The sequence below is a fragment of the Pseudomonas taetrolens genome (genome assembly GCF_900475285.1).
GTDB lineage: Bacteria > Pseudomonadota > Gammaproteobacteria > Pseudomonadales > Pseudomonadaceae > Aquipseudomonas > Aquipseudomonas taetrolens.
The window spans coordinates 879028-904590 of record NZ_LS483370.1 but is presented as its reverse complement, the minus strand read 5'-3'; the positions used below and the strand labels follow the sequence as shown (position 1 = coordinate 904590).

Below are 25563 nucleotides of genomic sequence, written 5' to 3'. Positions count from 1 at the left end.
TGAGAACTATTCGCACTCACCTCTGGATCACCGACGGTGCAACCTCTTCCTACCCGCAAGCTGGGCTTCTTTTTCAGCGATCATCATCGTTGGCTGTTGCAGCATCTTCAGCGACGTCTGCGCAATCATGCAGATGCTGAAGACACCGCTGCAGATACGTTTTGCCAGATGCTCATGGCCAGGGTTGATCCCGACAGCATTGAGCAGCCTCGGGCTTACCTGGCAACCATCGCCCGACGGCTGATATTCGATCGCCATCGACGGCGCAAGCTGGAAACGGCGTATCTGGAACGTCTGGCCTTGCTTCCCGAAGCCGTAGCGCCGTCGCCCGAAGAGCAGTTGCAGTTGATCGAGGCCTTGGTGGCCATTGACCGGGCTATCGACGGTTTGCCCATGGTGGTCAAAGCGACTTTCCTTTACAGCCAGCTGGATGGCCTGAGTTATGTGGCGATTGCGCACAAGCTGGGGCTGTCTGAGCGCACGGTCAGCCGGTACATGAAACAGGCATTGCGTCAGTGCTACCTGAGCGAAGCGGCCCCATGAGCAAGCCGCGCCTGGACCCGATCAGCGAACAGAGCATTGACTGGATGGTGAAGCTGCGCGCCGGCACACCCGATGCGGCGCTGCTGGCGCGCTTCAATGCGTGGCTGGCACAGGACCCGGCACATGCTCAAGCCTGGGCAACACTGCAGGAGCGTCTTGCCGGCTCTTTCAACACCGTGCGTGCTCTGGATAAACGCGTGCCCGGCCAGGCCGGCGAAGCTCGCCAGCTATTGCTGCAACCCAACGGCACGCGACGTGATGCGTTGCGTGCAATCACCGGACTGGGGTTGCTCGGCGGCGGTTTGTGGCTGGGGGCGCGCAGCCCGCTGGGCGATTCGCTGTTGGCGGATCTGTCCACTGGCCGTGGTCAGCAGCAAAACTACAGCCTAGCTGACGGCAGTCGCCTGAGCCTGAACGCCAACAGCGCAGTGAGCCTGCACTTCGATGAGCGTCAACGGTTGATCGTGCTGCATCACGGCGAACTGGTGATTCAGGTGGCATCCGATCCCTTGCGTCCGCTGCGGGTCCGGACGGCTGAAGGTGAAGTACAGGCGCTCGGTACGCGTTTTCTGGTCTCCCAGCAAGCTTCTGCGACAAGAGTCGTGGTGCTTCAGCACAGCGTCCAGGCACGGTTGTTCAATGGCGTCACGCTCGAGCTGCAAGAGGGCCAGTCCGCTGAAATGAATGCCACGAGCATCGTTCCTGTCACTGGAGACCAGCGCCGCCGTGCCGACTGGTTGAACGGAAGGCTGAATGTGCTGGACGAGCCACTGCAGCACGTGGTCGATGCCTTGCGACCTTATTGCCGAGGGTTCGTGCGGGTGGCGCCCGAGGTCCGACAGTTGCGGGTTCAGGGGGTTTTCCCGCTCAACGACCCCGAACGCACCCTCACCGCGCTGGCTGAAACCCTGCCGATTCGCGTGGACCGTTACGGTCCATGGCTAACCTTGATTGGTACGCGGTAGTACAGCGGCGAGAACTGGAACAGCTTTTTATGAAAATGAATCTTATTTGTGTCCGGTTTTCATTTCTCAGCCCACCTATCTCCTGAGACTTCCACACGATCAGGAGAATGCTGTGCTCAACCCGTGGCCCTACACCCTATCTGTCGCCGTTGCCCTGGCAACTCTGGCGAGCCCTGCCCCGGTGCAGGCACAAGAACTGAGCTTCAACCTGCCGGCCGGCCCCCTGGGCAACACGCTAAATGCCATCGCCAGCCAGAGCGGGCAGATCGTCTCGCTTGAGCCTGCGCTGGTACAGGGCAAACAGGCACCAGCAGTGATCGGTCGAATGTCGCCGGAACAGGCAATGAACAGAGCGCTCTCGGGCAGTCAGTTGCAGTTGCGAATCACCGGCCAGGGCAACTTCAGCGTAGAACCCGCCGCACAGGACAGCGGAGCGTTGCAATTGGGCGTCACCAGCATTGTCGAGCGCAGCCTCGACCCCACCAGTGAAGGCTCAGGGTCGTATACGCCCCGAACGGTGACCATCGGCAAGGGTGCCCACACCCTCAAGGAAACCCCGCAATCGGTCACCGTCATGACGCGCAAAATGCTCGATGACCAGAACCTGAACACCATCGAACAAGTCATGGAGAAAACCCCGGGCATCACGGTCTATGACTCCCCGATGGGAGGCAAGTACTTTTACTCCCGTGGTTTCCGCATGACCGGCCAATATCAATACGACGGTGTACCGCTGGATATCGGCAGCAGCTATGTGCAAGCCGACAGTTTTAGCAGCGATATGGCGATCTATGACCGGGTCGAAGTATTGCGCGGTGCCGCCGGGATGATGAAAGGTGCCGGGGGCACTGCCGGTGCGGTGAACTTCGTGCGCAAACGCGGTGAATACACGCCCCATACCCAACTGTCGTTGTCGGCTGGCACTTGGGACAATTATCGCGGGCAAATAGATACCGGCGGCCCCCTCAACGAGGACGGCACCTTGCGCGGGCGAGCCGTGGTCACTCAGCAAACGCGCCAGTATTTCTATGATATCGGGGATCGCAAAGACCAGATTTACTATGGCGCGCTGGATTATGACCTGAGCCCCGACACCACCGTGGGAGTCGGTATCGCCTATGAAGATGTGGATGCCACGCCCTGCTGGGGCGGGCTGCCGCGCTATGCCGATGGCAGTGACTTGAAACTCAAGCGTTCCACGTGCCTGAACACCGCCTGGAACCAGCAGCGCAGTCAGCGAACCACCTTCTTTGGCGACATGAAGCACACCTTCAATGACGACTGGGCACTCAAGGTCGCCGGGGTTTACTCGAAAAACACCCAGGACATGGAATATGCCTTCCCCAGCGGTTCGGTACCGGTCGGCAGCACTCAGTCCAGCACCCCGATGATCGGCAGCATCTATGACTACGACCAGACCGACTACGGTTTTGATGCCTATGTAGATGGCAAATTCGACGCCTTTGGCCAACAGCACGAGCTGATCGTCGGCGCCAACGCCAGCCACTCGCGAAAGGATGATTTCTACGCGGTAGCACTGTTGCCCGATCGCCAGGATGTGTTGAACCCCAACCACCATCTTGCGCAACCGGACGAAAGTTACTACCTGGCCAATGCTTCCCGGGGTGGCCCGGTCGACATGCGGGTCAAGCAATACGGGGCCTATTCCACGGTCCGTCTGAAACTGGCCGACCCGCTGACCTTTGTACTGGGCAGCCGCGTGAGCTGGTACAAATCCGAAAACGAAGGCGTGTCGTACTACCGCGGTGAAGGCACGCCTTTGCGTTCCGAATCGAGAGAAAGCGGGCAAGTCACTCCGTTTGCCGGCATCTTGTTCGACCTTAACGACAACCTGACCACCTATGCCAGCTACACCGACATCTTCACTCCCCAAGGCAATTACAAAACCATCACGGGCGCCACGCTCAAGCCATTGATCGGTCAGAGCTATGAACTTGGGATCAAGGGCGAATGGTTTGACGGCCGGCTGAACAGCGCCTTCAACCTGTTCCGCACCGTTCAGAAAGACGCCGCCCAGGATGACCCGGCCTGCCCGGACAGCAGTTGCTCGCAAAACTCTGGCAAAGTCCGCGCCCAAGGCTTCGAAGCCGAAGTCAGCGGTGAAGTCATTGACCGCTTGCAGTTGCTGGCGGGCTATACCTACACCCAGACCAAGGTGCTGGAAGACGCCGATGCCACTCAGGACGGGCTGTCCTATAACTCGTACGTTCCACGGCACCTGCTGCGGGTCTGGGCCGATTATGCGCTCAGCGGCCCTCTGGAGCGCGTCACTGTCGGCGCCGGCGTCAATGCCCAAAGCCGCAACTACCGGGTTTCACCCATCAGCGGCAACGACATCAGCCAATCCGGGTATGCCATCTGGAACGGCCGTATCGGCTACCGCATCGACGACACCTGGTCCGTTGCCCTGAACGGTAACAACCTGTTCGACAAGCGCTATTACGCAACCGTCGGCACCGAAGGATTCGGTAACTTCTATGGCGAGCCCCGTAACCTGGTGATGTCGCTCAAGGCAGACTTCTGAGGGCTGGGTGGCAATCTTCGAGCCTCAAACTGCGCGCAGCCTACTCGGTTCGCCCGGGGACCTTAACGTCAAACAACCGGGACTGTGCCACCTCGTGAGCCCGACTGATGCCGGCGCTCACGCTGGCTGCAAGCCCACCCGCCGTCATCCCCTGAATGCCGGCGGCACTGACGCCGCGATAGCCCACCAGCGTATCCAGCAAGGCTTCGAAGCCACGGGTTTCACTGATTAACTGACTGGCGTGTACCACCACGCCAGTGACTGCACGTCGTGCGACGGTTTCGGACAAACCTTGAGCAATTGCACCGTCATACAAGGCCTTGGCCAATAGCGCCGGGTAAGATGGCCCGGTTCCCGACAACGCGGTCAGGTAGTCAAGATCGTTTTCACTGAAGACTTCGTCAGCCTCCCCACAGGTTTCAAACAGGCGTTGAACCAGGATTTTGTCCGGGCCATCCACTTGCTCATTGGCCAGCCAGGGAGTGTATGAGGTGCGCAACTCCAGCGCGGCATTGGGCATGGCCCGCACCACACGGCGCGCCCCGCTGTGCAGCGCAATATCGTGCAGAGAAACCCCAGCGACCAGTGACACCAGCAACGTGTCTGCCAGATCGATCTTGACCGCTGCCAGATCCTCAGGCCGTACCGAGAGAATCACCACATCGCTCAGCCCCACCAGACGCTGATTGTCGTCGGTGACCTGAACGCTCGCGAGCGAACCTTCAGCCCCCTTGAGTTCACCCGACCGGCTGGACAAGATCAGCGATTCGAGTCCCACGAACCCGCTGTCCAGCAATGCCGTGGCGATGGACCGTCCGAGCCAGCCTGTCCCGCCGATGATGCCGATGGTGATCGTGTCGCGCATAAATCTCCCAAGAAGTCAGCCATGCTGTGGGCCTGTCTTACCCTACCATTGATGGTGCAGCGCACGTCTAGTGAGACGCCGTCAGCGCCTGCTCAAGCCGGTCCAGAAAAACCCTGACCCGGTGAGGCACGTGATGTCGTGTAGGCAGCACTGCCGTGATCGAAAGGCGCTCCGCAGCCGCATCCGCCAATTCAACGCGAACAAGACTTCCGTCAGCCAGCTCGTCACGAATGTCCCAGTAAGTCAGCATCGCCATCCCCAAGCCCCATTTGCACGCCGAACGCACGGCCTCAACGCTGTTGGCCGAAAAGGCCGCGTCGGCGCGAACGGACAGGCTTTCACCCCCGCGAACAAACGGCCAGTAAGGCATGCCATGCAAACCGATACAGGCGTGATGCTTGAGGTCTTCCAGGGTCGCCGGGGTGCCATGCCGTGCCAGATAATCCGGGTTGGCACAAACCACCCGGGGGTTGGGCGCCAGCGTGCGAGCGACCAGAGCCGAGTCGCGCAGGGTTGCAATGCGAATGGCGACATCGATGCCCAACCCCACTATGTCGACGATGCTGTCGGACAGCGTCAGGCTGACCTGTAATGCAGGGTTCTCGGCGAGCAAGGCCGGTATCAGTGGCATGATGACCGCCTGGCCGAAAACCGTAGGGGCAGTCACCCTGAGCATACCGCTGGCCAGGGCAGTATTGGTTTTCAACGTGGCGCGGGCCGCTTCATCGGCCTCAAGCATGGTCTTGGCATAGGGCAGCAACACCTCGCCCTCTGGCGTCAGCGACACCGAGCGAGTGGTGCGGTGCACGAGCCTCACACCCAACTCCCGCTCAAGGGCCGCCAGACGCCGGGACACTGTCATGGCGGACAAGCCCAGCCGCCGTGCAGCCTCTGAAAGGCTGTTGGCGAGTGCGATGGCGCAAAACACCTCAACCTCCGCAATCTGCATGTTTCATATCCTTTTTCGTTAAGGCGCCTAATCAATCCGGGGCACTTCTGCATGCCGGGCGTCCGGTCTACTTTGGCGGTAATCGCTGATTTATAGCACTTTACGACCGACGAGAGCTGAGACCATGCCCTTTGTACACGACACACTCCTATCGCCTTTTGATATCGGCAGCCTCCCACTCACCAACAGGCTCGCGGTGGCCCCCATGACCCGTGTCAGCGCGTCCGCTGACGGCAACGCCTCGCAGACCATGGCACGCTACTACGAGCGCTTTGCCAAGGGCGGTTTTGGCCTGGTGATTACCGAAGGGATTTATACCGATCGAAAATTCGCTCAAGGCTATGTATGTCAGCCCGGTATCACTGATGCCGAGCAAGCCCTGGCGTGGCAAGCCACGACCCGCGGGATCCACGCTCACAACAGCGTTGTTTTTGCTCAACTCATGCACGCCGGCGCCCTGAGCCAGGGCAATCGCTTTGTGCAGCAGTCTGCAGGACCCTCTGCCGTGCGGCCTAAAGGGGAGCAGATGAAGTTTTACTACGGCGATGGCCCCTACCGCGTACCGCATGCCATGACTGACGAAGACATTGCTGACGCCATCGAGGGTTTCGCCAGCGCGGCACGATTGTCCGTCGGCACGGCAAACTTTGATGGCATAGAAATTCACGGCGCGAACGGCTACCTGCTGGATCAGTTTCTAACCGATTACACCAACCAGAGAACCGACCGCTGGGGAGGCTGTTTGCGTAACCGCATTCGTCTGACGCTTGAGGTGATCAAGGCCGTTCGTGATGCGGCAGGTGTGGCGCCCGTGGGCGTGCGCATTTCGCAAGCCAAGGTCAATGATTACCAACACAAATGGGCAGAAGGCGAAGCGGCTGCCGAGACCCTCTTTGGCTCCTTGGCGGACGCCGGTGTCGATTTCATTCATGTCACCGAATTTGAAGCATGGCAGCCAGCCTTCCCCGCAGGTGAAGCCAGCCTGATCAGCCTGGCCCGGCGTTTCGCGCCAGAGGTGGCGGTGATTGCCAACGGCGGGTTGCACACGCCTCAGCATGCCGAACAGGCGTTCAATGAGGGTGCCAACATCATTGCCCTGGGCAAGGCCGCGCTGGCCAATCCCGACTATCCGAATCGCCTGGTGAACAGGCTGGCGATTGAAGACTTCGACACTTCAGTTCTGGGCCCCATCGCCGATATCAAGCACCGTGAACTGGTCTGAGCCATGGACGCTTAAGAGAGACATACTCCCTCACCCGCGCGAACCCCGGTTACCCGGCAAACCCGCCACTCTCCAGGAATGCCCGCTCGGCCTCTGAGGTCTGCCGACCGAGCATTGCGTTGCGGTGAGGAAAGCGTCCAAAGCGTTCAATGATATCGGCGTGCTCTTTGGCCCATTTGTCGAGTTCGGGGCTCAGCTGTCGATGCAATGCCAGCGACAGCTGCTGATCCGCAGCCTCTTCTGAATGCTCGAACGGCAAATAGCAAAACAGTCGCAATGAGGCGTCGATCTGTTTATCCATACCAGCGTCGATCATTTGGCGAGCATACAAACGTGCCAGCGGGTCGGTCGCGAACATATGAGCCGTGCCGCGAAAAGCGTTGCGCGGGTATTGATCCAACAGGATGAGCAATGCCAACGCGCCCTCGGCATCGCCGGTCCAGTGTTCCAGCTCACGTCGGGCGGCCTGAAAGTGAGCCGTGAAAAAGGTCTCGCGAAACCGGTTATCGAACGCCTCACTTTTGGCGAACCAGTGCTTGGGACCGGCCTGCGTCCAGAACTCGATCACTGTTTGCGGTGTCAGTGGCTGTTCACTTTTGATCGTGGTCATGCATCACCCCCTCATTAGATAAAAACCCTGGCTACACCTTAGTACGCGGCAGGCTGCAGCAAAACAGAGCCCTTAACCCAAGATCACAAATGCGATTAAACGCATGTGCGACATGTGCTTTGATCGGGATAGACTTCGGCCCGCTCAAAAACCGGTAAAGACATTGACCGCGCCGTTTCTCGTACAAGGATTGTCATGCTGTGAAACCCAGTCCAACACCTATATACCCGTGCCTGCCTTAGCCTACAAATCGCGCCTGGCCAGAGAGCTGGCCTCGATCTGCTGGACTGCGATGCCAGAGTCGCCCGGCAAAGCTGCTGAGAAGGCACAGAGGGCTTGCCGACTACCCCACGCCAGCCATCGCGCTCGATGTACTGCCAGGGTTCGACCCGCGTAAAAAACAGGGTGCAAAAAAAGCCCCGCACTTCTTGTCGAAGGCGGGGCTTTTTTGGTCTGGCTGTCTTAGTGCGCGTAAGTCAGTAGCAACTCAGTCGGCACTTTGAAGTCCAGAGACATCATGACGCTCAGGGCGGTGATGGTGAAGATCGAGAACACGAACAGCTTGCGTGCCCAGACCTTGTCATCCACTGCCTTGTAGCCTGTCCAGGCCATGTACAACCAGTACATGCCCATCGCGGCTGCCACGGCCATGTAGCTCATGCCGGCGTAACCGCCGAGGGTGAGCATCAGGGTCGCAATCAGGAACGCGAGGATGTAGAGCAGGATGTGCTTCTTGGCAACTTTGATCCCGCGCTTCACTGGCAACACCGGAATCGATGCGGCCAGGTAATCGTTGAAGCGGAAGATCGCAATCGCGTAGGAATGCGGCATCTGCCACAGGCTGAACATCACCAACAGGGTCAGTGCGGCCATGTCGAAGCTGTTGCTCACAGCCACGTAGCCGATAACGGGCGGCATCGCACCGGACAGACTGCCAATCAGCGTGCCGTGAACCGACTTGCGCTTGAAGTACAGGCTGTACAAACCGACGTAGATCACGAAGCCAATCGCAGCGAACAAGGCCGCCAGCGGGTTGGCCACGCGATACAGCAGGACAAGACCGGCGACGCCCAGCAAGGTGGCGTAAATCAGTGCCACCTTGAGGGAAATCAGGCCTTGTACCAGCACGCGGTTTTTGGTGCGGTCCATCTTGATGTCGATGTCACGGTCGATGCAGTTGTTGAACACACAACCGGACGCCACCACCAGAGAAGTGCCGATCACCGCGGCCAGGAACAGGGCAAGATCGAAATGCCCCTTCGAGGCCAGGAAGAACCCGCCTGCCACAGAAAGCACGTTACCGAAAATGATCCCCGGTTTGGTGATTTGGATAAAGTGCTTAAAGGACATCGGGTCTTACCTCACTTCGCCATCATTTCAGTGTGGATGCTGAACATGATCCACAGGGACAAGCCCACCAGCAGCACAATAACCAGGGCTGCGAATACCAGCGCCGTGACGTTGTTGCGTTGTGCAGGCGAACGGTCCAGGTGCAGGAAGTACACCAGGTGAACAACCACTTGCACGACAGCGAACAACAGCACGATCGCCAGAGTGGTGAATTTGGGCAGCGATGGGTACATCACCAGCCCGAACGGAATAACGGTCAGGATCACCGACAGGATGAAGCCGATCGCATAGGACTTCACGCTGCCGTGGTTGGCGCCGTCGGAATGTGCGTTAGCCATTACAAAGTCCCCATCAGGTAAACAACGGTGAATACGCAGATCCACACCACGTCCAGGAAGTGCCAGAACAGGCTCAGGCAGCTCAGGCGCGTCTTGTTGGTCGAGGTCAGGCCGTTTTTCTGCACCTGATACATCATGATCGCCATCCAGATCAGACCGCTGGTCACGTGCAGACCGTGGGTACCGACCAGGGTGAAGAAGCCGGACAGGAAGCCTGAGCGGCTAGGGCCGTAGCCCTCGGAGATCAACAGGTGGAACTCGTTGATTTCCATGGCGATGAAGCCTGCACCGAGCAGGAACGTCATGGCCAGCCAGAACAGGACCTGCGGCTTCTTGCCCTTGAACAACGCCAGCATGGCGAAGCCGTAGGTGATCGAGCTGAACAGCAGCAGGGCAGTTTCGCCCAGTACATAAGGCAGTTCGAAGATGTCGTGGCCCGACGGGCCACCTGCAACGTTGTTCACCAATACCGCGTATACCGCGAAGATCGACGCAAACAAGATGCAGTCGGTCATCAGGTAGAGCCAGAAACCATAAATGGTTGTCTCGCCCGAATCGTGGTGATGATCATCGTGCTCATGGTCATGACCATGAGCGTTTCCAGCATGAGTCGCTAAGTTCGACATGGTTTAAGCCTGTTCCAACTTGGTTTCAACACGAGTAGCCGGGATTGCTTTGGCGGCTACCAGACGCTTGTGCTGCTCGGCCTCGATACGCTCGATGGTCTCAACCGGCACCATGTAGCCTTGGTCGTCACGGGCAGCGTGGGCAACGAAGACCACGACAGTGCCTACCAGACCAGCGATCGCCAACCACCAGATGTGCCAGATCATTGCGAAACCGAACACGGTCAGCAAAGCACCCATGTACACACCGGTAGCGGTGTTGTTAGGCATGTGAATCGGCGAGTACTTGGCCGGAGCCTGGTACGCAGTACCGTTTTCCTTGGCTTCGGTGAACGGGTCGATACCGTCAGCTTTTGGCAGTACAGCAAAGTTGTAGAACGGTGGTGGCGACGAAGTCGACCATTCCAGCGTGTGTGCATTCCATGGATCGCCGTGCTCGCAGGCGTTCTCTGCCAGCTTGCGGTCGCGGATACTGACGTACAGCTGGATCAGTTGGCAGGCGATACCGATAGCGATCAGTGCCGCGCCGAACAGAGCAACGTACAGGTAAGGCACCCACTCAGGGTTGGTGCTGGCGTTCAGACGACGGGTCATGCCCATGAAGCCCAGTGCATAGAGCGGCATGAAGGCCACGAAGAAGCCGACGCACCAGAACCAGAACGCTGCCTTGCCCCACTTCTCGTTCAGTTTGAAGCCGAACGCTTTAGGGAAGTAGAAGCTGAAGCCTGCGATGTAACCGAATACCGCGCCGCCGATGATCACGTTATGGAAGTGAGCAATTACGAACAGGCTGTTGTGCAGTACGAAGTCAGCACCCGGGATGGCCAGCAGTACGCCAGTCATGCCGCCGATAGCGAAGGTCACCATGAAGCCCAGGGTCCACAGAACCTGGCTGGTGAAGCGCAGACGGCCCTGGTAGATGGTGAACAGCCAGTTGAACAGCTTCACCCCCGTCGGGATCGAAATCAGCATCGTCGCCAGGCCGAAGAAGGCGTTGACGCTGGCCCCCGAACCCATGGTGAAGAAGTGGTGCAGCCAAACCATGAAGCCCAGTACCGAGATCGCGCCGGAGGCGTAGACCATCGAGTGGTGACCGAACAGACGCTTGCCGGTGAACGTGGAGATGACTTCAGAGAAGATCCCGAACGCTGGCAGAATCAGGATGTACACCTCAGGGTGACCCCATGCCCAGAACAGGTTGACGTACATCATTGGATTACCACCAAGTTCATTGGTGAAAATGTGGAAATCCATGTAGCGGTCAAGTGTCAGCAGTGCCAGGGTAGCCGTCAGGATCGGGAACGAAGCCACGATCAGGACGTTGGCCCAGGTGCAGGTCCAGGTGAAGATCGGCATGTCCATCAGTTTCATGCCAGGGGTGCGCATCTTCAGTACGGTCGCCAGGAAGTTAACCCCGGTTAACGTCGTACCCAGGCCCGATAGCTGTAGCGCCCAGATGTAGTAGTCCATCCCCACGCCAGGGCTGTACTGCAAGCCCGACAACGGCGGATAAGCAACCCAGCCGGTCTTGGCGAACTCGCCGACGCCCAGCGACAGGTTAATCAGCACAACGCCGGATACCAGCAGCCAGAAGCTCAGGGAGTTCAGGAACGGGTAAGCCACGTCACGTGCGCCAATCTGCAGCGGCACTGCAAGGTTCATCAGGCCGGTGAAGAATGGCATCGCCATGAAGATGATCATGATCACACCGTGAGCGGTGAAGATCTGGTCATAGTGTTCAGGCGGCAGGTAGCCAGGCGAGCCCTCGGTGGCCATGGCCAACTGGGTACGCATCATGACGGCGTCGGCAAAGCCGCGCAGCAGCATGACCATGGCAACGATGATGTACATCACGCCGATTTTCTTGTGGTCGACTGACGTTAGCCATTCAGTCCACAGGTAGGTCCACTTTTTGTAGTACGTGAGTGCTGCAAACAGCGCCAGACCACCGAGCGCGATCATGGCAATGGTGACCATGACAATCGGCTCGTGGAACGGGACCGCTTCCCAACTTAATTTACCAAACATCGTTTACTCCTCTGCCCCGGCAGCTGAATGCGAACTTGTGTCCACCACGTCATTCCCGGCCACTTCTTTCTTCTCGTGCTTGACCGGCTTGCCTGGTGTCATACCTTCGTACTTGTCGACGATTTTCTGAAACAGGTTCGGTGTGTACGAGGAGAACAGCTCCACGGGATTGTTCTGACTGGAGACGGACAAGGCGGCATATGCAGCTTCATCAAGCTGTTTAGGTGACGCTTTGACTTCACTTACCCAGGCATCGAAGTCAGCCTGAGAAGTCGCGATCGCTTTGAATTTCATGCCAGTGAAACCGGCACCGCTGTAGTTGGCAGAGATGCCTTCCATTTCAGCGTTGCGGTTGGCAATCAGGTGCAGCTTGGTCGTCATGCCGGCCATGGCGTAGATCTGACCGCCCAGACCTGGAATGAAGAACGAGTTCATGACCGTGTCAGAGGTGATACGGAAATTGACCGGGGTGTTAGCCGGGAACACGATCTTGTTGACGGTGGCGATACCCTGTTCCGGGTAGATGAACATCCACTTCCAGTCCATTGCCACCACTTCGATGGTAATCGGCTTGACGTCAGACTCGAGCGGACGATACGGGTCCAGTGCGTGAGTCGACTTGTAGGTGATCACGCCCAGAGCAATGATGATCAGGATAGGAACAGTCCAGATCACGACTTCGATCTTGGTGGAGTGCGACCATTTCGGTGTGTAGGTGGCTTTCGTGTTCGACGCCCGGTATTTCCACGCGAAGATGAAAGTCATCGCGATCACCGGGATCACGACCAAGAGCATGAGCAATGTTGCAGTGATGATCAGATTCTTTTCATCGATGCCGACCTGCCCGACCGGATCGAGCAACGTCATATTGCAGCCTCCCAGCAGCAACGTGCCGAAAAGTGGCAATAAGCCAAAGAGTCTGGGGTACCTTTTTTTAGTCATCTCACGACCTCTAAAACAGCTTGCACAATGCAGTTGGTTGTTTCGCCAACACTTCACCCTGCCAAGGGTTGGCAATTTTCCGGAATTGAATAAGGGCCTGCTCTATCACCATCTGGCGAGTGGGCAAATCCTGGGCTAGCAGTGATTTCTTATTCGATACGTGGTCAATGGCCTTGTCTCAGACCAATTCCATTTGGTGCGGAACTTAGAAGGGTTGCCAGTACCTGGGAATCGCATGGGACATCTGTCATGAACTGCCCAGACGACCGTCAACTCCCCGCTTGGGCTCAGGGATGAGCAGGCTGGACGTTCAGTGCGGGCGATTGTAGTTAGGTAGCTCTCTATAAACCATGTCTTATCCAGAAATAATTCTTCTCGGTTGCCGTAACAATCAATGACTATTTTTACCATCTGCGTTAAAACACACTCAGACCTGGCTCTTGTAGCACGTCAACTTCCCGAACCGCCGCGCCCCTTTTTAGCGCACTGCAACCTCATGGGCAACCCGCCGTAATGCCCAAATAAAGAGGGCTACAGCGTTTTTCCCTGGAGTGCCACGGCGTCACTTTCAAGCCTGCCATCAGCGTCAAAACGCCTCAGGCCGAATACCCCTCACGATGCTTCGCGCGCCTCTTTTGTCAGACAGGGATACGACCCGCGCACCACACCGCGTGACAATATGTCGCAGTGTCGCACCCCTTATTTAGCGGGCTGATTCACGCCCTGTTGACATTTCCCCTCAGGCAAAAAAAAGCCCCGTACCGCCATCAGAGGTACGGGGCCGCCTGCCGGACTCAGTCGTCCGGGAGGGATTATTTGCGATTCCGGTAAATACCCAGCGGCACCAGTACGCTGGTTAACACGAAGGCAAGCAATGCCCACTGCGCCAGCGACAGACCGAAGACCGGCGGATAGGCCGTCGAGCAAAAGCCGTCAACCTGGAACCCCAACGGGAAAACCGCTGCCAGAGGCAGGCCGTCCACAATCGGCTGCAACACATCCAGGCCACAGCTGACCGCCGGATTGGCCAGGATATAAACGTGACGCCCGGCGGCGACAATCCCTCCGATGGCGCTGAGCACCACCAATCCTTCAAACACCGTGAGGCTACGCCGGGTAGGCATTGCCGCGCCAATAAAGGCGAAAATCGCGATAAACAGCAAGGCGTAACGCTGCAGGATGCACAGCGGGCAAGGCGCCTCACCGAGCACGATTTGCATGTACAGCGCACCGCCGATCAGTGCCAGGCAGATCAACCCCAGCAGGACCAGAAAACGCTTCTCCCGGCCCAACCGCATCATGTCTTCCGTCATCCCGCGTCCCTTAACCTGATTGTGTCGGTGGTTTTGCAGCTTTCACAAACCGCACAGTTTACACCCAGAGCCACGGCCTGAATGTATGAGAACTGTGCACGGAACGTGTCGCAGGGGGATTAATGGAAGATTAAGGGGGGGAATGCTGAGGGAGCGAGATTGCCTCGCCCCCCAGGATGGGTACCGCCCGGGCAGGTTACTCCAGGGCTGCAGCCGGGCCGAAGAACTCATAGCGGCTTTGCTTCTCTGGCACACCCAACGCCTTGAGCTGGCGCTTGACCACGCTCATGAACCCTTTAGGGCCCAGGAAGTAAGCATCGACATCACGCTCTTGGGGCAGCCACTTGGCGAGCACGTCCTCGGTCAGCAGGCCCACGTGATCGGCCACAGGCCCCTGCTCGTCCGACTCTGCATAACAGTAGAAGCGCTGCAGTTGCGGGTGCTGCTCAGCCAGCTCATCGACCCAGCTGCGAAACGCGTGCACATTGGCATTGCGGGCGCAGTGAATGAAGTGAATTGGGCGCTGGGTCGCCAATGCGGCCTCCAGCATCGACAGCGTCGGGGTAATGCCCACACCGCCACTGATCAGCACCAGCGGTTTTTCGCTGGCGGTCAGCGTGAATTCGCCAGCCGGCGGGAACAGCTCCAGGGTGTCACCGACCTGCAGGCGATCATGCAGGTAGTTCGACACCACACCACCGGCTTCGCGCTTGACGCTGATGCGATAATGGCCAACCTGAGCCAATGCCGACAATGAATAGTTGCGGCGAACTTCTTCGCCATCAATCATCAACTTCATACCGATGTACTGACCCGGTGCGAAATCGAGAATCGGTTGCTGATCCACAGGACGGAAATAGAACGAGGTGATTTCTGCGCTTTCCTGGACCCTGGTGGCCAGCTTGAACGCACGTCCACCCCGCCAGCCGCCAGGGGCTGCCGCTTTTTCGTCATAGATGGCCGCTTCGGCACCAATCAGGATATCGGCCAATTGGTTATAGGCTGCGCCCCAAGCGGCGAGCACTTCAGGCGTGGCAATGTCACTGCCCAGGACTTCCTCAATCGCCCGCAGCAAACAGCTGCCGACAATCGGGTAATGCTCGGGGAGGATTTGCAGGGCAACGTGCTTGTTGATGATCTTGGCCACCAGATCGCCCAATTGGTCGAGCTGATCGATGTGCCGGGCATACATTAATACGCCATTAGCCAGCGCTCGCGGTTGATCCCCACTGGCCTGATTCGCCTGATTGAATAGGGAGCGGACCTCGGGATGCTCTGAAAGCATCATGCGGTAAAAGTGGGTGATCAAGGCTTCGCCACCGCTTTCCAGCAGGGGCACTGTAGATTTGACGATGGCACGGTCCTGAGCAGTAAGCATAGAGTGACTCCTGAGTACGTAGACATTAACTGAACTGCCTTTTACCAATCAGCTTTCATGCCAACATTTATATCCTTTAAAATCAGCAGCTTATAACAAAGATAGTCATTATGACTCTAGCTGCTTTATAGTCACTTCGACTACATGAGGTCAAAATGACTGCAAAACCTTTGTTAACAGCACTCCTTCCCTTGGTCGCTGACCTGTCACGCGACCTGCCAGAAAGCGAGCGTTACCGACGCCTGCTGCAAACCTTGCGCGCCCTGCTTCCCTGTGATGCCGCGGCACTTCTGCGCCTTGATGGTGAGTGGCTGGTACCGCTGGCCGTCGATGGCTTGAGCCTCGATACGCTGGGGCGACGCTTTAAAGTCAGCGAGCACCCACGTTTCGAAGCACTGCTCAGCGGTCCCGGCCCCACTCGATTCCCCAGCAACTGTGAGCTGCCAGACCCTTACGACGGCCTGGTCGATGGCTTGACCGAACATCTCGAGGTGCACGATTGCATGGGCTGCCCACTGTTTGTCGACGAACGCCCCTGGGGCCTGCTGACCCTGGATGCTCTGGACCCGAAGCGCTTTGAGCCGATTGATCTGGATGACCTGCAGGCGTTTGCCAGCCTTGCTGGCGCGACAGTCAATGTCGTTCAGCGCATCGAGCGCCTGGCCTTGCGGGTCGAAGACGAGCAACAGAGAGCCGAGCTCTATCGACAGGCCAACGGCTCGCCAAACAAAGAGCTGATCGGCCAGAGCAAAGTCCACAAGCGCCTGCTCGAAGAAATCGCCCTGGTGGGTGGCAGCGACCTGACCGTGCTGATCACCGGCGAAACCGGGGTTGGCAAAGAACTGGTGGCCAACGCCATTCACGCGGCTTCGCCACGGGCCGATAAACCCATGATCAGCCTGAACTGCGCGGCACTCCCCGACACCCTGGTGGAAAGCGAGTTGTTTGGCCATGTACGCGGCGCTTTTACCGGGGCGACCCAGGACCGGCGGGGCAAATTCGAACTGGCCAATGGCGGCACCCTGTTTCTGGATGAAGTCGGCGAGCTGTCACTGACGGTTCAGGCCAAACTGCTGCGGGTGCTGCAGAGCGGGCAATTGCAGCGCCTGGGTTCAGACCTGGAACACCAGGTCGATGTGCGCCTGATCGCCGCGACCAACCGCGATCTGGCCGAAGAAGTGCGCAGCGGTCGCTACCGTGCCGACTTTTATCATCGCCTGAGTGTTTACCCGCTCAATGTGCCCGCTCTGCGTGAGCGCGGGCGCGACGTGCTGCTGTTGAGCGGTTTCTTTCTCGAGCAGAACCGCTCTCGCATGGGCCTGGGCAGCTTGCGCCTGAGCCCCGACGCGCAAGCGGCTCTGGTGCATTACCCATGGCCGGGCAACGTGCGCGAACTGGAACACCTGATTGGCCGCAGTGCGCTCAAGGCACTGGGTAATTGCACCACACGCCCGCGCATCCTGACCTTGACCGCCGCTGACCTGGACTTGCCCACAACCACCCGGGCCGCAGCCGTGGAAGCACCCGAACAGGTGCCGCACGCTACAGGCGATCTGCGCCTGGCCACTGAAAACTATCAGCGCCAGATCATCAGGGCCTGCCTGGAGCGTCATCAACACAACTGGGCGAGTGCCGCTCGCGAACTGGGGCTGGACCGGGCCAACCTGGGGCGGATGGCCAAGCGTTTGGGATTGAAATAACGACTACTCCAACGCCGGACGTAGCCTCGTTGCACTCGTCAACTGCTACGCAATCTGCGTAGCAGCGGTCGAGTAGAACGAGGCCGCGTCCGACTGGGCAGCAGTCGCGCAATACCTGCAGCCTAGAACAGCGCTACAGGAATAGGCTTAGAGGTCGATAACCCTCTATTGCCCGCCACTCTTGGTTTTTAGAAGGTTTTTATGTCATCCCACACCGCTCGCGCAGATTCACTTTCGCTGCTGCTGTTTACCTTGCGCAGCGGTAAGCTGATGGCGATCAACCTGTTGAAAGTCAGTGAAATCATCCCCTGCCCACCGCTGACGAAAATGCCCGAGTCGCATCCTCACGTAAAAGGCATTGCCGTGTTGCGCGGTGCCTCTTTGTCGGTGATCGACTTGAGCCGTGCCATCGGTGAACAACCGTTGCTGGATCCAGCAGGCGGCTGCCTGATCGTCACGGATGTCAGCCGCTCCAAACAGGGTTTGCACGTGCAGTCGGTGAGCAAAATCATCCATTGCTTGAGCACCGATATTCGCCCGCCGCCCTACGGCTCCGGCAAGCGTTCATACATTACCGGTGTCACCCAGGTCGATGGCGTAATTGTGCAAGTACTCGATATTGAAAAAGTGATCCACGGTATTACCCCCGCCCGCGTGGAGGCGACCCCGCCAGCCTTGAGTCCTGAAGAGGCACAACTACTGGCCAACGCACGAATCCTGGTGGTGGATGACAGCCAGGTGGCGCTGCAACAATCGGTCATAACCCTGCGCAATCTGGGACTGCATTGCCACACGGCGCGCAGCGCGAAAGAAGCTATAGAGCGCCTGCTGGAACTGCAGGGCACCCCGGACCAGATCAACGTGCTGGTGTCTGACATCGAAATGTCGGAAATGGACGGCTACGCTTTCACCCGGACCGTGCGCGACACCCCGGACTTTGCCCACCTTTACGTGCTGCTCCACACCTCGCTGAACAGCGCGATGAACAGTGAGAAGGCGCGCCTGGCCGGGGCCAACGCTGTACTGACCAAGTTCTCGTCACCCGAGCTGACCCAATGCCTGATCCTTGCCGCTCGCACAGTGACCGAACAAGGTTACTGAACCGATGAACACTGAGTGCCTGCTGTTGCGCAAAGACCTGAGGGTTGCGCTCAACGCTGTGCAATGGCCAGCGCATGTCAGCCTTGTGGCCCTGTGCGATGACCTGCTACTGCCCGTCCATGCCTTGCTCCGCCTGGGATATGCCGACGCCAGCGGCAGCGTCGAACCTTTTGATATCTGGTCTCAGCGCTGGCGTCGGGATGCCGAATACGACCCGCAGCTGTGCTTTATCGCAATGCGTGACGGGGACGTGATCGGAGTGGCACATGGCTGGACCAGCGCTTATCTCAAGGACTTGGTCGTACACGCGCGCTATCAAGGGCAAGGAATTGGCAGAGCACTGCTGGCGCAGGTCTTTGAGGCATACAAACAGCGCGGTGAGCCCTGGGTTGACCTGAAGGTCATGCAGAGCAACGTGCGGGCTCGCCGAATGTATGAGCGAGCCGGCATGGTTCAGGTTCAACGCGTCGAGCTGTGAACGAGGAGCCGACGTTAAATCAACGCTTGCCCATGGTTTTACGTGTGCCGTGAGGCGGAGCGTCAGGGGTTTTGTGGTGATGGCCCGAATTCCCCTTCTGGTAATACGCTTGGCCTTCTGTCTTGGCCTTGGCAAAGGCTGACGGTTTGAACGGAAAGGTAAACGCAGGAATCGCCGGTTTTGCCGGAGTGTTCTGCGCGGTTTCAGTTTCAACCTGTTCAGTGTCCAGGGCGTCAGGAGCCGTCGGTTGTGTAGGGGAAGTCATGAAAGCTCCGGAGAATGCAGTAAATGTATCGGGCCAAGTGGCGCAAGACCGCGCAGTATACCTGTCTGATTCTCCGGCGTTGCAGTCATAGGTAGGAAATCGTCACGATCCCTTTGCTCCCGTATGCATCTTCGTTGTACGCCGAGGGCTGTATAAGCTGAAAAGAGGTGACGAACGGTACAACATCGATACCACACCCTTCGCGGGCCATATTAACGGCAAGCATTACCCGGGGAGCGACCTCGACCAGCCGGGTTAGAGCCCCGAAATCTATCGAACCCACGGTTCCTGTCTCGCATCCTGACTCAACCACCGCGCCCTGAAGCACCATCATCCCACTTGAGATGTTCGGTTGCGCACACGCCTGCATCGAGAACCAGAACACTGCGCACGCAGCCAAGCGTTTCGACGATAAAACCATAAGCACCTCCCGAATCAGGAACGCCCCTGCGCGCCCGCACTTTCTAAAACAGTCGGCCGCCCTGTGCACTTCTTGATGCCTGGCGCACAATTACCGGCTCATCCATTTACCGCCTGAACCCGCCCTGCTCTGGGCGATGTGTCTAGCCCGCCACTCCCCTGCTTTGTTACCCATTACGCAAAAGTGCTTGTCCAGAACAGGGCTTTTTCACGGTGTGAGAGCGCTATATTTTGATCGCACCACACATAACTTGCTCAGCAAGAAGGTCTTTGAAATGTCCAGCAGCATGGGTATGGCCAGCGTTTTCGTTTTGTCGTCTTTGTTATTGTCGCCCTTGGCCATGGCGGAAGAATCACCAGCGTTCGTCGCACAAAATGCAGCCCGTGCGGCCGCTTTTGAGAAGAGCCAGGCGGAGCTCGCAGCACGCCATCAAAACGACGCAAAACCACAGCAAACACAGGCTACAACCAGCCCTCAGGATCAATCCAAAGACAGCTGATCGCACGCCTGAAGACTTCCCGACCCAATCAGCCATGACATGAAAACATGACTGATTGTTTCAAAAGCCGCTACCATAGCGGCTTTTTTTTGTTTGTTAAAAAGCCGTCAGAACGCTGGTCGTCTTTGCACAAGAACGGAATTATCTAAAGAAAATAAAAATTTCCGCCATTCTCAAGGAGCTCTCCAACAGTGATTCACTCACTCAAACTCAGCCCACTATTCATTGCCCTGGCTGCAACGATCCCGACATTTGCCTCTGCAGAAGACGAAGCCTCAAAAGACGGTTTCATTGAAGGCTCCAGCCTCAAGCTACACGCCCGCAACTACTACATGAACCACGACATCCGTGGCCCGCACGCCGAGGACAGCAAAGAATGGGGCCAAGGGTTTCTTGGCAAATTCGAATCGGGGTTTACCCAGGGCGTGGTGGGTTTTGGCCTGGACGTGCATGCCATGCTCGGCTTGAAACTCGACGGCGGCGGCGGTACCGACGGCAGCAGCATCCTGCCGGTCAGTGACGGCAGCGGCAAAGCCCCAACGACCTTCTCTACAGCTGGTGCAGCGCTGAAAATGCGCGCGTTCGATACTGAACTCAAAGCCGGCGACCTGTTCTTGACCAACCCGGTGATTGCCGGCGGTGAAACGCGCATGCTCCCGCAAACGTTCCGCGGTGTGAGCCTGACCAACACTCACTTTGACGGCTGGATGTTTGAAGGAGGCCAGGTCAGCTTCAACAAACCGTACAACCAGAGCGGAGTGCACCGCCTGACCACCACCTACGGCGACCTGGGTGACCAGTCCATCAAACACCTGACCTGGGCCGGCGCGTCGTGGAGCGCACTTCCTGAGCTCAGCAGCAGTTTATATGCCGCCGAGTTGAAGGATGTCTGGAATCAGTATTACTACGACCTGGATTACACCTATGCGCTGAATGAAAGCATCAGCCTGAACCCAGGCCTGCATTTCTATCACACCCGGGACACTGGCAAGGCCCTGTTGGGCGATATCAATAACAACACCTTCAGTCTGCACCTCGCCGTGGCGATGGCCGGGCACACTGTGACGGCGGCCTACCAGCGGGTCAACGGCGACACCCCGTTCGACTACATCAATCAGGGCGACAGTGTTTACCTCGATAACTCGCAACAGTACTCGGACTTCAACGGCCCCAACGAACGCTCATGGAAGCTTCAATACGAATATGACTTCAGCGGCCTCGGAGTTGCCGGCCTGACCGCCAGCGCCTCGTACTCCCGAGGCGAGCTGGATCTGACCAAGGCGGATCCGAACAGCATCGGCTATGGCAACTGGTACAACCCGCAAGGCAAGAACGCCCATCACTGGGAGCGAGATCTGGGGCTCAAGTACGTAATTCAGGAAGGCAAGGCCAAAGATCTGGCAGTTGGCCTACGCTGGGCAACCAACCGCGGCAATGATGCCTACCAGAGCGTGGACAACGATGTCGATGAGTACCGCGTCATCATCGACTATCCTCTCGATGTGTTTTAAAGCGTGATCACAGGGCCAGCTTTTTAGCTGGCCTTGTGCCTTAATGGCGACACATTATGTCGATGCACGCATCGCATCCATGAGGGTCACGTCATTAAATACTTTCCCCGTTCCCACATCATCACGCGTCGTATGCTGGTCGGGGCCACTGCGCTGTCGGTGCTCACTATTTTGAGCATCGTGAGTTACTTACTGGTCCGGGAGTACCGTAATACCGCACAAGAGGCAACGCGTGCCACGATGAACATCGTGCAGTTGATCGACCGCGATGTCCGCAACACGGTGACCCTGTATGACTCCGCGCTGGTGCGTGTGACCAACTTGCTGCAAAGCGGAGTCCTCACACCCCTCTCCTCCCCGACCCGGCAATTGCTGTTATTCGACAGAACCTCCGAGCTTCCGTCCTGTGACGGTTTTTTCGTCGTGGACGCCTCGGGCAAGCTGATTAGCAGCTCCCGCCCCGACCAGCCAGCTGACCTCAACCTCACGGAACAACCCTGGTTCAAGGTGCATCAGGCCATGGCCAATGAAGAGGTTTTTATCAGCAATCCTTTTCAGGCAAGCCGCACCCCGAATGACTGGAGCATCCGCTTCAGCCGCCGCATGTCAGGACCGGATGGAGAGTTTCGCGGGGTGGCCGTGGCCCAGATGAAACTGAGTTACTTCACTAGCCTGTTACGCGGCCTGGATGTCGGCATACATGGCAACATCAGCCTTGTCAGCACCGATGGTACGCTGCTGATGCAATACCCCCAGACCGAGGCGATTCGCATCGGCCAGAACGTGAGCCAGGCGCCCAACTTCATCAGGTTCCTGAATGAGCGCTATGGCAGCTTCATCGCCATGTCCGGGCTTTATCACGTTGAACGCCTGTATAACTTCTCTCAGGTGCGCGACCTGCCCATGATCGTGGTGGTCGCCCTGTCCACCCGTACCATTTTCAGTAATTGGCAGCATACTGCCCTGCTGATCGGCGCCACGACCCTGCTTCTTTGTCTGGGCATGATATGGCTGACCTGGTTGTTGCTGCGCGAGCTGCGCCTGCGCCAACATGCCGAACGTAACCTCGCCGGGCTCGCGTCGACTGATCCGTTGAGCGGGCTGGCCAACCGGCGAACGCTGGACGACAAACTGGATCATGAGTGGCGCAGAGCGCAACGCGCGGGCAACCCCATCTCGCTGATCATGATTGACGTTGACCACTTCAAAGCCTTTAACGACACCTTTGGACACCAGGCCGGGGATGAGGCACTGCGCCGGGTCGCGCAAGTGATCAAGGCGCATTTACGCCGCCCTGCCGACCTCGCCGCGCGCTATGGGGGCGAAGAGTTTGCAGTGGTGCTGAGCGATACCGACGCAACGGGCACACGCACGCTGGCCGAAAAAATCCGTATAGCCGTCGAGCACATGGAGCCTGTGGTCCCGAGCGAGAGAACACTCACGATCAGCCTGGGGGCATGTACACGCTATGCCAAGCCCGGAGACGAGCTGAGAGCGCTTGTCAGCACTGCCGACAAAGCCCTCTACCAGGCCAAAAAGGGCGGGAGAAACCGGGTCGTAGACATCAATGAGACCGGGCTGAATGCCCTGAAACCGATCGTCGTGCCATAAAAAAAGGCCACCCGGAGGCAGCCTTCAAAAACTAGAGAAAGAAGTTTTACTTAAACTGCCGCAACCGGACGCATGTACGAGATCGGTGCCGTGCTGGCATCTTCAAAGGTCACGACTTCCCATGCGTCTTTCTGTTCAATCAGCTTGCGAAGCAGCTGGTTGTTCAGTGCATGGCCAGACTTGAAGCCCTTGAACTCACCAATCAGGCTATTGCCCAGCAAGTAGAGGTCACCAATAGCATCGAGGATCTTGTGCTTCACGAACTCGTCTTCATAACGAAGGCCGTCTTCGTTCAGCACACCGTCCGCATCGACCACGATGGCGTTTTCAACGCTACCGCCGAGTGCGAGGTTGTGCTTGCGCAGGTACTCGATGTCACTCATGAAACCAAAGGTACGCGCACGGCTGACTTCTTTTACAAACGAAGTGCTCGAGAAATCCACGCTTGCACTTTGGGTGCGATTACGGAAAACAGGGTGATCGAAATCGATCTCGAAACTCACTTTGAACCCTTCGAAAGGGACGAAAGTGGCGCGCTTGTCGCCGTCTTCCACTGTCACTTCACGCAGGATGCGGATGAATTTCTTCGGCGCGTCCTGTTCTTCCAGGCCGGCAGATTGAATCAGGAACACGAAAGGTCCGGCGCTACCGTCCATAATCGGGACTTCAGACGCGGAGAGTTCGACGTAGGCGTTATCGATCCCCAGGCCAGCCATGGCCGAGAGCAAGTGCTCTACCGTGTCTACTTTGGTATCGCCGTTGACCAACGTGGTCGACATCGTTGTCTCGCCGACGTTTTCCGCGCGAGCAGGGATCTGCACCACAGGGTCAAGGTCTGCACGACAAAACACGATGCCGGTGTCCACAGGCGCAGGCTTGAGGGTCAGGTAGACCTTCTCACCGGAGTGCAGGCCGACACCTGTGGCACGGATAATATTTTTCAGGGTGCGTTGTTTAATCATGGCATTGGCCGCTTCAGCGCAAATTGCGAACTGGTATCAACAAAGGCTGGCGATAATAGCAGACCGAGCCTTTGCTGAACACCAATCACCTTAATCCCCCTGATTGATTTCATTAATCAGCCTGTCGACGCAGGAAAGCCGGGATGTCCAGGTAATCCAAATCGTCTTGAGGATTGAGCTTGGCAGCGGTCGTCGCGCCTTGCTGAGCCTGATTACGCATCACGGTCGGGCGGTCCAGATCACGGTAGTTAACCACCGGTTGTTCCTGACGCTCGGTACGAGCTTCCTGACGAGCCGCCGCCGAATTCGACGACGAAGCTGCGTAAGTGGCTTGAACACTGTTGTCGATAACCTTGACCGGCTTCTCGATTTTAGCGCCCAGACCGGTCGCAACCACGGTCACATGCAGTTCGTCACGCATGTCCGGATCGATAACCGTACCGACCTTGACCATCGCGTGCTCGGAAGCAAAAGCTTCGATGATGCTACCCACGTCGGAGTACTCACCCAGGGACAGGTCAGGACCGGCGGTGATGTTCACCAGGATGCCGCGTGCGCCTTCCAGGTTTACGTCTTCGAGCAACGGATTGCGGATAGCCGCTTCTGTTGCTTCACGTGCACGGTTCGGACCGCTGGCGCAGCCAGTGCCCATCATCGCCATGCCCATTTCGCTCATCACGGTGCGCACGTCGGCAAAGTCGACGTTGATCATGCCCGGACGCTTGATGATGTCGGAAATACCGCGAACGGCACCGGCCAGTACGTCATCTGCCTTCGCGAAAGCCGACAGCAGGCTGGCGTCCTTGCCGAGGATGGTCAGCAGTTTTTCGTTCGGGATCGTGATCAGCGAATCGACGCTTTCGGACAACAGGCGAATACCTTCGTCTGCGATCTGCATGCGCTTGCGACCTTCGAACGGGAACGGACGTGTCACCACCGCAACGGTGAGAATGCCCATTTCCTTGGCCACTTCGGCAATGATCGGCGCAGCACCGGTACCGGTACCACCGCCCATGCCCGTGGTGATGAACACCATGTTGGTGCCCTGCAGCACTTCAGCGATGCGCTCTCGGTCTTCCAGAGCAGCCTGACGACCGACCTCCGGATTCGCGCCGGCACCCAGGCCCTTGGTCACACCGGTGCCCAGTTGCAGGATGGTACGGGCGCCGATGCTTTTCAGCGCTTGCGCGTCGGTGTTGGCGCAGATGAATTCCACGCCTTCGATGTTGCTCTTAACCATATGGTTAACAGCATTGCCACCGCCACCACCCACACCGATAACCTTGATTACCGGGCTTTGCGGGATGTTGTCTACGAGTTCGAACATTTTCCCTCTCCTTT

The 25563-nt window shown here is 57.8% G+C and carries 23 protein-coding genes; 10 read left to right on the top strand and 13 right to left on the bottom strand.

The window, feature by feature from the left end; translation table 11 throughout:
- The first annotated feature begins 36 nt into the window (after positions 1 to 36).
- The 3 genes from DQN55_RS04400 (at position 37) to DQN55_RS04390 (ending at position 4053) form a co-directional block, all read left to right on the top strand.
- On the top strand, positions 37 to 543 hold the full coding sequence (locus DQN55_RS04400) for a sigma-70 family RNA polymerase sigma factor (RefSeq protein WP_048378121.1): 507 nt from the start codon (positions 37 to 39) through the stop codon (positions 541 to 543).
- On the top strand, positions 540 to 1508 hold the full coding sequence (locus tag DQN55_RS04395; RefSeq protein WP_048378122.1) for a FecR family protein: 969 nt from the start codon (positions 540 to 542) through the stop codon (positions 1506 to 1508). Before DQN55_RS04400 ends, DQN55_RS04395 begins: the two co-directional genes overlap by 4 nt.
- Before the next feature lie 112 nt (positions 1509 to 1620).
- Positions 1621 to 4053 carry a TonB-dependent siderophore receptor gene (locus DQN55_RS04390; protein WP_048378123.1) on the top strand — a complete coding sequence of 811 codons (2433 nt, stop codon included), beginning with the start codon at positions 1621 to 1623 and terminating at the stop codon, positions 4051 to 4053.
- 40 nt (positions 4054 to 4093) lie between these two features.
- On the opposite strand, the gene DQN55_RS04385 is transcribed toward DQN55_RS04390, so the two are convergent.
- Together DQN55_RS04385 and DQN55_RS04380 are read right to left on the bottom strand one after the other, a co-directional pair.
- Positions 4094 to 4918 carry a pyrroline-5-carboxylate reductase family protein gene (locus DQN55_RS04385; protein ID WP_048378124.1) on the bottom strand — a complete coding sequence of 275 codons (825 nt, stop codon included), beginning with the start codon at positions 4916 to 4918 and terminating at the stop codon, positions 4094 to 4096.
- Between the two features lie 67 nt (positions 4919 to 4985).
- On the bottom strand, positions 4986 to 5867 hold the full coding sequence (locus tag DQN55_RS04380) for a LysR family transcriptional regulator (protein WP_048378125.1): 882 nt from the start codon (positions 5865 to 5867) through the stop codon (positions 4986 to 4988).
- A 124-nt stretch (positions 5868 to 5991) separates the two neighbouring features.
- On the opposite strand from DQN55_RS04380, the gene DQN55_RS04375 reads away from it, so the two are divergent.
- Complete coding sequence (locus DQN55_RS04375; RefSeq protein ID WP_048378126.1) at positions 5992 to 7089, top strand: NADH:flavin oxidoreductase; 1098 nt, start codon at positions 5992 to 5994, stop codon at positions 7087 to 7089.
- A 49-nt stretch (positions 7090 to 7138) separates the two neighbouring features.
- Here the strand turns inward: DQN55_RS04375 and DQN55_RS04370 are convergent, their stop codons facing one another.
- The 8 genes from DQN55_RS04370 to hmpA form a co-directional block, all read right to left on the bottom strand.
- Positions 7139 to 7699 (bottom strand): DUF924 family protein, encoded by a 561-nt coding sequence (locus DQN55_RS04370; protein ID WP_048378127.1) that lies wholly within the window; start codon positions 7697 to 7699, stop codon positions 7139 to 7141.
- 462 nt (positions 7700 to 8161) lie between these two features.
- Positions 8162 to 9049 carry a heme o synthase gene (gene cyoE, locus DQN55_RS04365; RefSeq protein WP_048378128.1) on the bottom strand — a complete coding sequence of 296 codons (888 nt, stop codon included), beginning with the start codon at positions 9047 to 9049 and terminating at the stop codon, positions 8162 to 8164.
- Between the two features lie 11 nt (positions 9050 to 9060).
- Entirely contained in the window at positions 9061 to 9387 is a 327-nt protein-coding gene (gene cyoD / locus DQN55_RS04360; protein WP_016779556.1) for a cytochrome o ubiquinol oxidase subunit IV, read from the bottom strand.
- Entirely contained in the window at positions 9387 to 10013 is a 627-nt protein-coding gene (locus DQN55_RS04355; protein WP_048378129.1) for a cytochrome o ubiquinol oxidase subunit III, read from the bottom strand. The genes cyoD and DQN55_RS04355 overlap by 1 nt, the downstream gene beginning before the upstream one ends.
- A gap of 3 nt (positions 10014 to 10016) precedes the next feature.
- A complete protein-coding gene (cyoB, locus tag DQN55_RS04350) occupies positions 10017 to 12041 on the bottom strand; it encodes a cytochrome o ubiquinol oxidase subunit I (RefSeq protein ID WP_048378130.1) in 2025 nt (674 codons plus the stop codon).
- A 3-nt stretch (positions 12042 to 12044) separates the two neighbouring features.
- Positions 12045 to 12983 (bottom strand): ubiquinol oxidase subunit II, encoded by a 939-nt coding sequence (cyoA, locus tag DQN55_RS04345; protein ID WP_048378131.1) that lies wholly within the window; start codon positions 12981 to 12983, stop codon positions 12045 to 12047.
- 812 nt (positions 12984 to 13795) lie between these two features.
- Entirely contained in the window at positions 13796 to 14296 is a 501-nt protein-coding gene (locus DQN55_RS04335) for a disulfide bond formation protein B (protein ID WP_048378132.1), read from the bottom strand.
- A gap of 196 nt (positions 14297 to 14492) precedes the next feature.
- Positions 14493 to 15674 carry an NO-inducible flavohemoprotein gene (gene hmpA, locus DQN55_RS04330; RefSeq protein ID WP_048378133.1) on the bottom strand — a complete coding sequence of 394 codons (1182 nt, stop codon included), beginning with the start codon at positions 15672 to 15674 and terminating at the stop codon, positions 14493 to 14495.
- A 155-nt stretch (positions 15675 to 15829) separates the two neighbouring features.
- On the opposite strand from hmpA, the gene norR reads away from it, so the two are divergent.
- From norR to DQN55_RS04315, 3 genes are all read left to right on the top strand, one after another.
- Positions 15830 to 17374, top strand: a complete 1545-nt coding sequence (gene norR, locus DQN55_RS04325; protein ID WP_048378134.1) for a nitric oxide reductase transcriptional regulator NorR — start codon at positions 15830 to 15832, stop codon at positions 17372 to 17374.
- 201 nt (positions 17375 to 17575) lie between these two features.
- Positions 17576 to 18475: a chemotaxis protein gene (locus tag DQN55_RS04320; protein WP_048378135.1), complete on the top strand. Its 900-nt coding sequence runs from the start codon at positions 17576 to 17578 to the stop codon at positions 18473 to 18475.
- Between the two features lie 4 nt (positions 18476 to 18479).
- Positions 18480 to 18953 carry a GNAT family N-acetyltransferase gene (locus DQN55_RS04315; protein WP_048378136.1) on the top strand — a complete coding sequence of 158 codons (474 nt, stop codon included), beginning with the start codon at positions 18480 to 18482 and terminating at the stop codon, positions 18951 to 18953.
- Between the two features lie 19 nt (positions 18954 to 18972).
- Here the strand turns inward: DQN55_RS04315 and DQN55_RS04310 are convergent, their stop codons facing one another.
- Positions 18973 to 19218 carry a hypothetical protein gene (locus DQN55_RS04310; protein ID WP_048378137.1) on the bottom strand — a complete coding sequence of 82 codons (246 nt, stop codon included), beginning with the start codon at positions 19216 to 19218 and terminating at the stop codon, positions 18973 to 18975.
- 695 nt (positions 19219 to 19913) lie between these two features.
- Between DQN55_RS04310 and DQN55_RS04300 the strand changes: the two genes are divergently transcribed.
- From DQN55_RS04300 to DQN55_RS04290, 3 genes are all read left to right on the top strand, one after another.
- Positions 19914 to 20138, top strand: a complete 225-nt coding sequence (locus DQN55_RS04300; RefSeq protein WP_048378139.1) for a hypothetical protein — start codon at positions 19914 to 19916, stop codon at positions 20136 to 20138.
- Positions 20139 to 20329: 191 nt separating this feature from the next.
- Entirely contained in the window at positions 20330 to 21649 is a 1320-nt protein-coding gene (locus tag DQN55_RS04295; RefSeq protein WP_048378140.1) for an OprD family porin, read from the top strand.
- A gap of 180 nt (positions 21650 to 21829) precedes the next feature.
- Positions 21830 to 23260, top strand: a complete 1431-nt coding sequence (locus DQN55_RS04290; RefSeq protein WP_231995653.1) for a sensor domain-containing diguanylate cyclase — start codon at positions 21830 to 21832, stop codon at positions 23258 to 23260.
- Positions 23261 to 23310: 50 nt separating this feature from the next.
- Here the strand turns inward: DQN55_RS04290 and lpxC are convergent, their stop codons facing one another.
- Both lpxC and ftsZ read right to left on the bottom strand, forming a co-directional pair.
- Positions 23311 to 24222, bottom strand: coding sequence for a UDP-3-O-acyl-N-acetylglucosamine deacetylase (lpxC, locus tag DQN55_RS04285; protein ID WP_048378142.1), 912 nt, complete (start codon positions 24220 to 24222; stop codon positions 23311 to 23313).
- Positions 24223 to 24334: 112 nt separating this feature from the next.
- A complete protein-coding gene (gene ftsZ / locus DQN55_RS04280) occupies positions 24335 to 25549 on the bottom strand; it encodes a cell division protein FtsZ (RefSeq protein ID WP_048378143.1) in 1215 nt (404 codons plus the stop codon).
- Positions 25550 to 25563 lie beyond the last annotated feature (14 nt).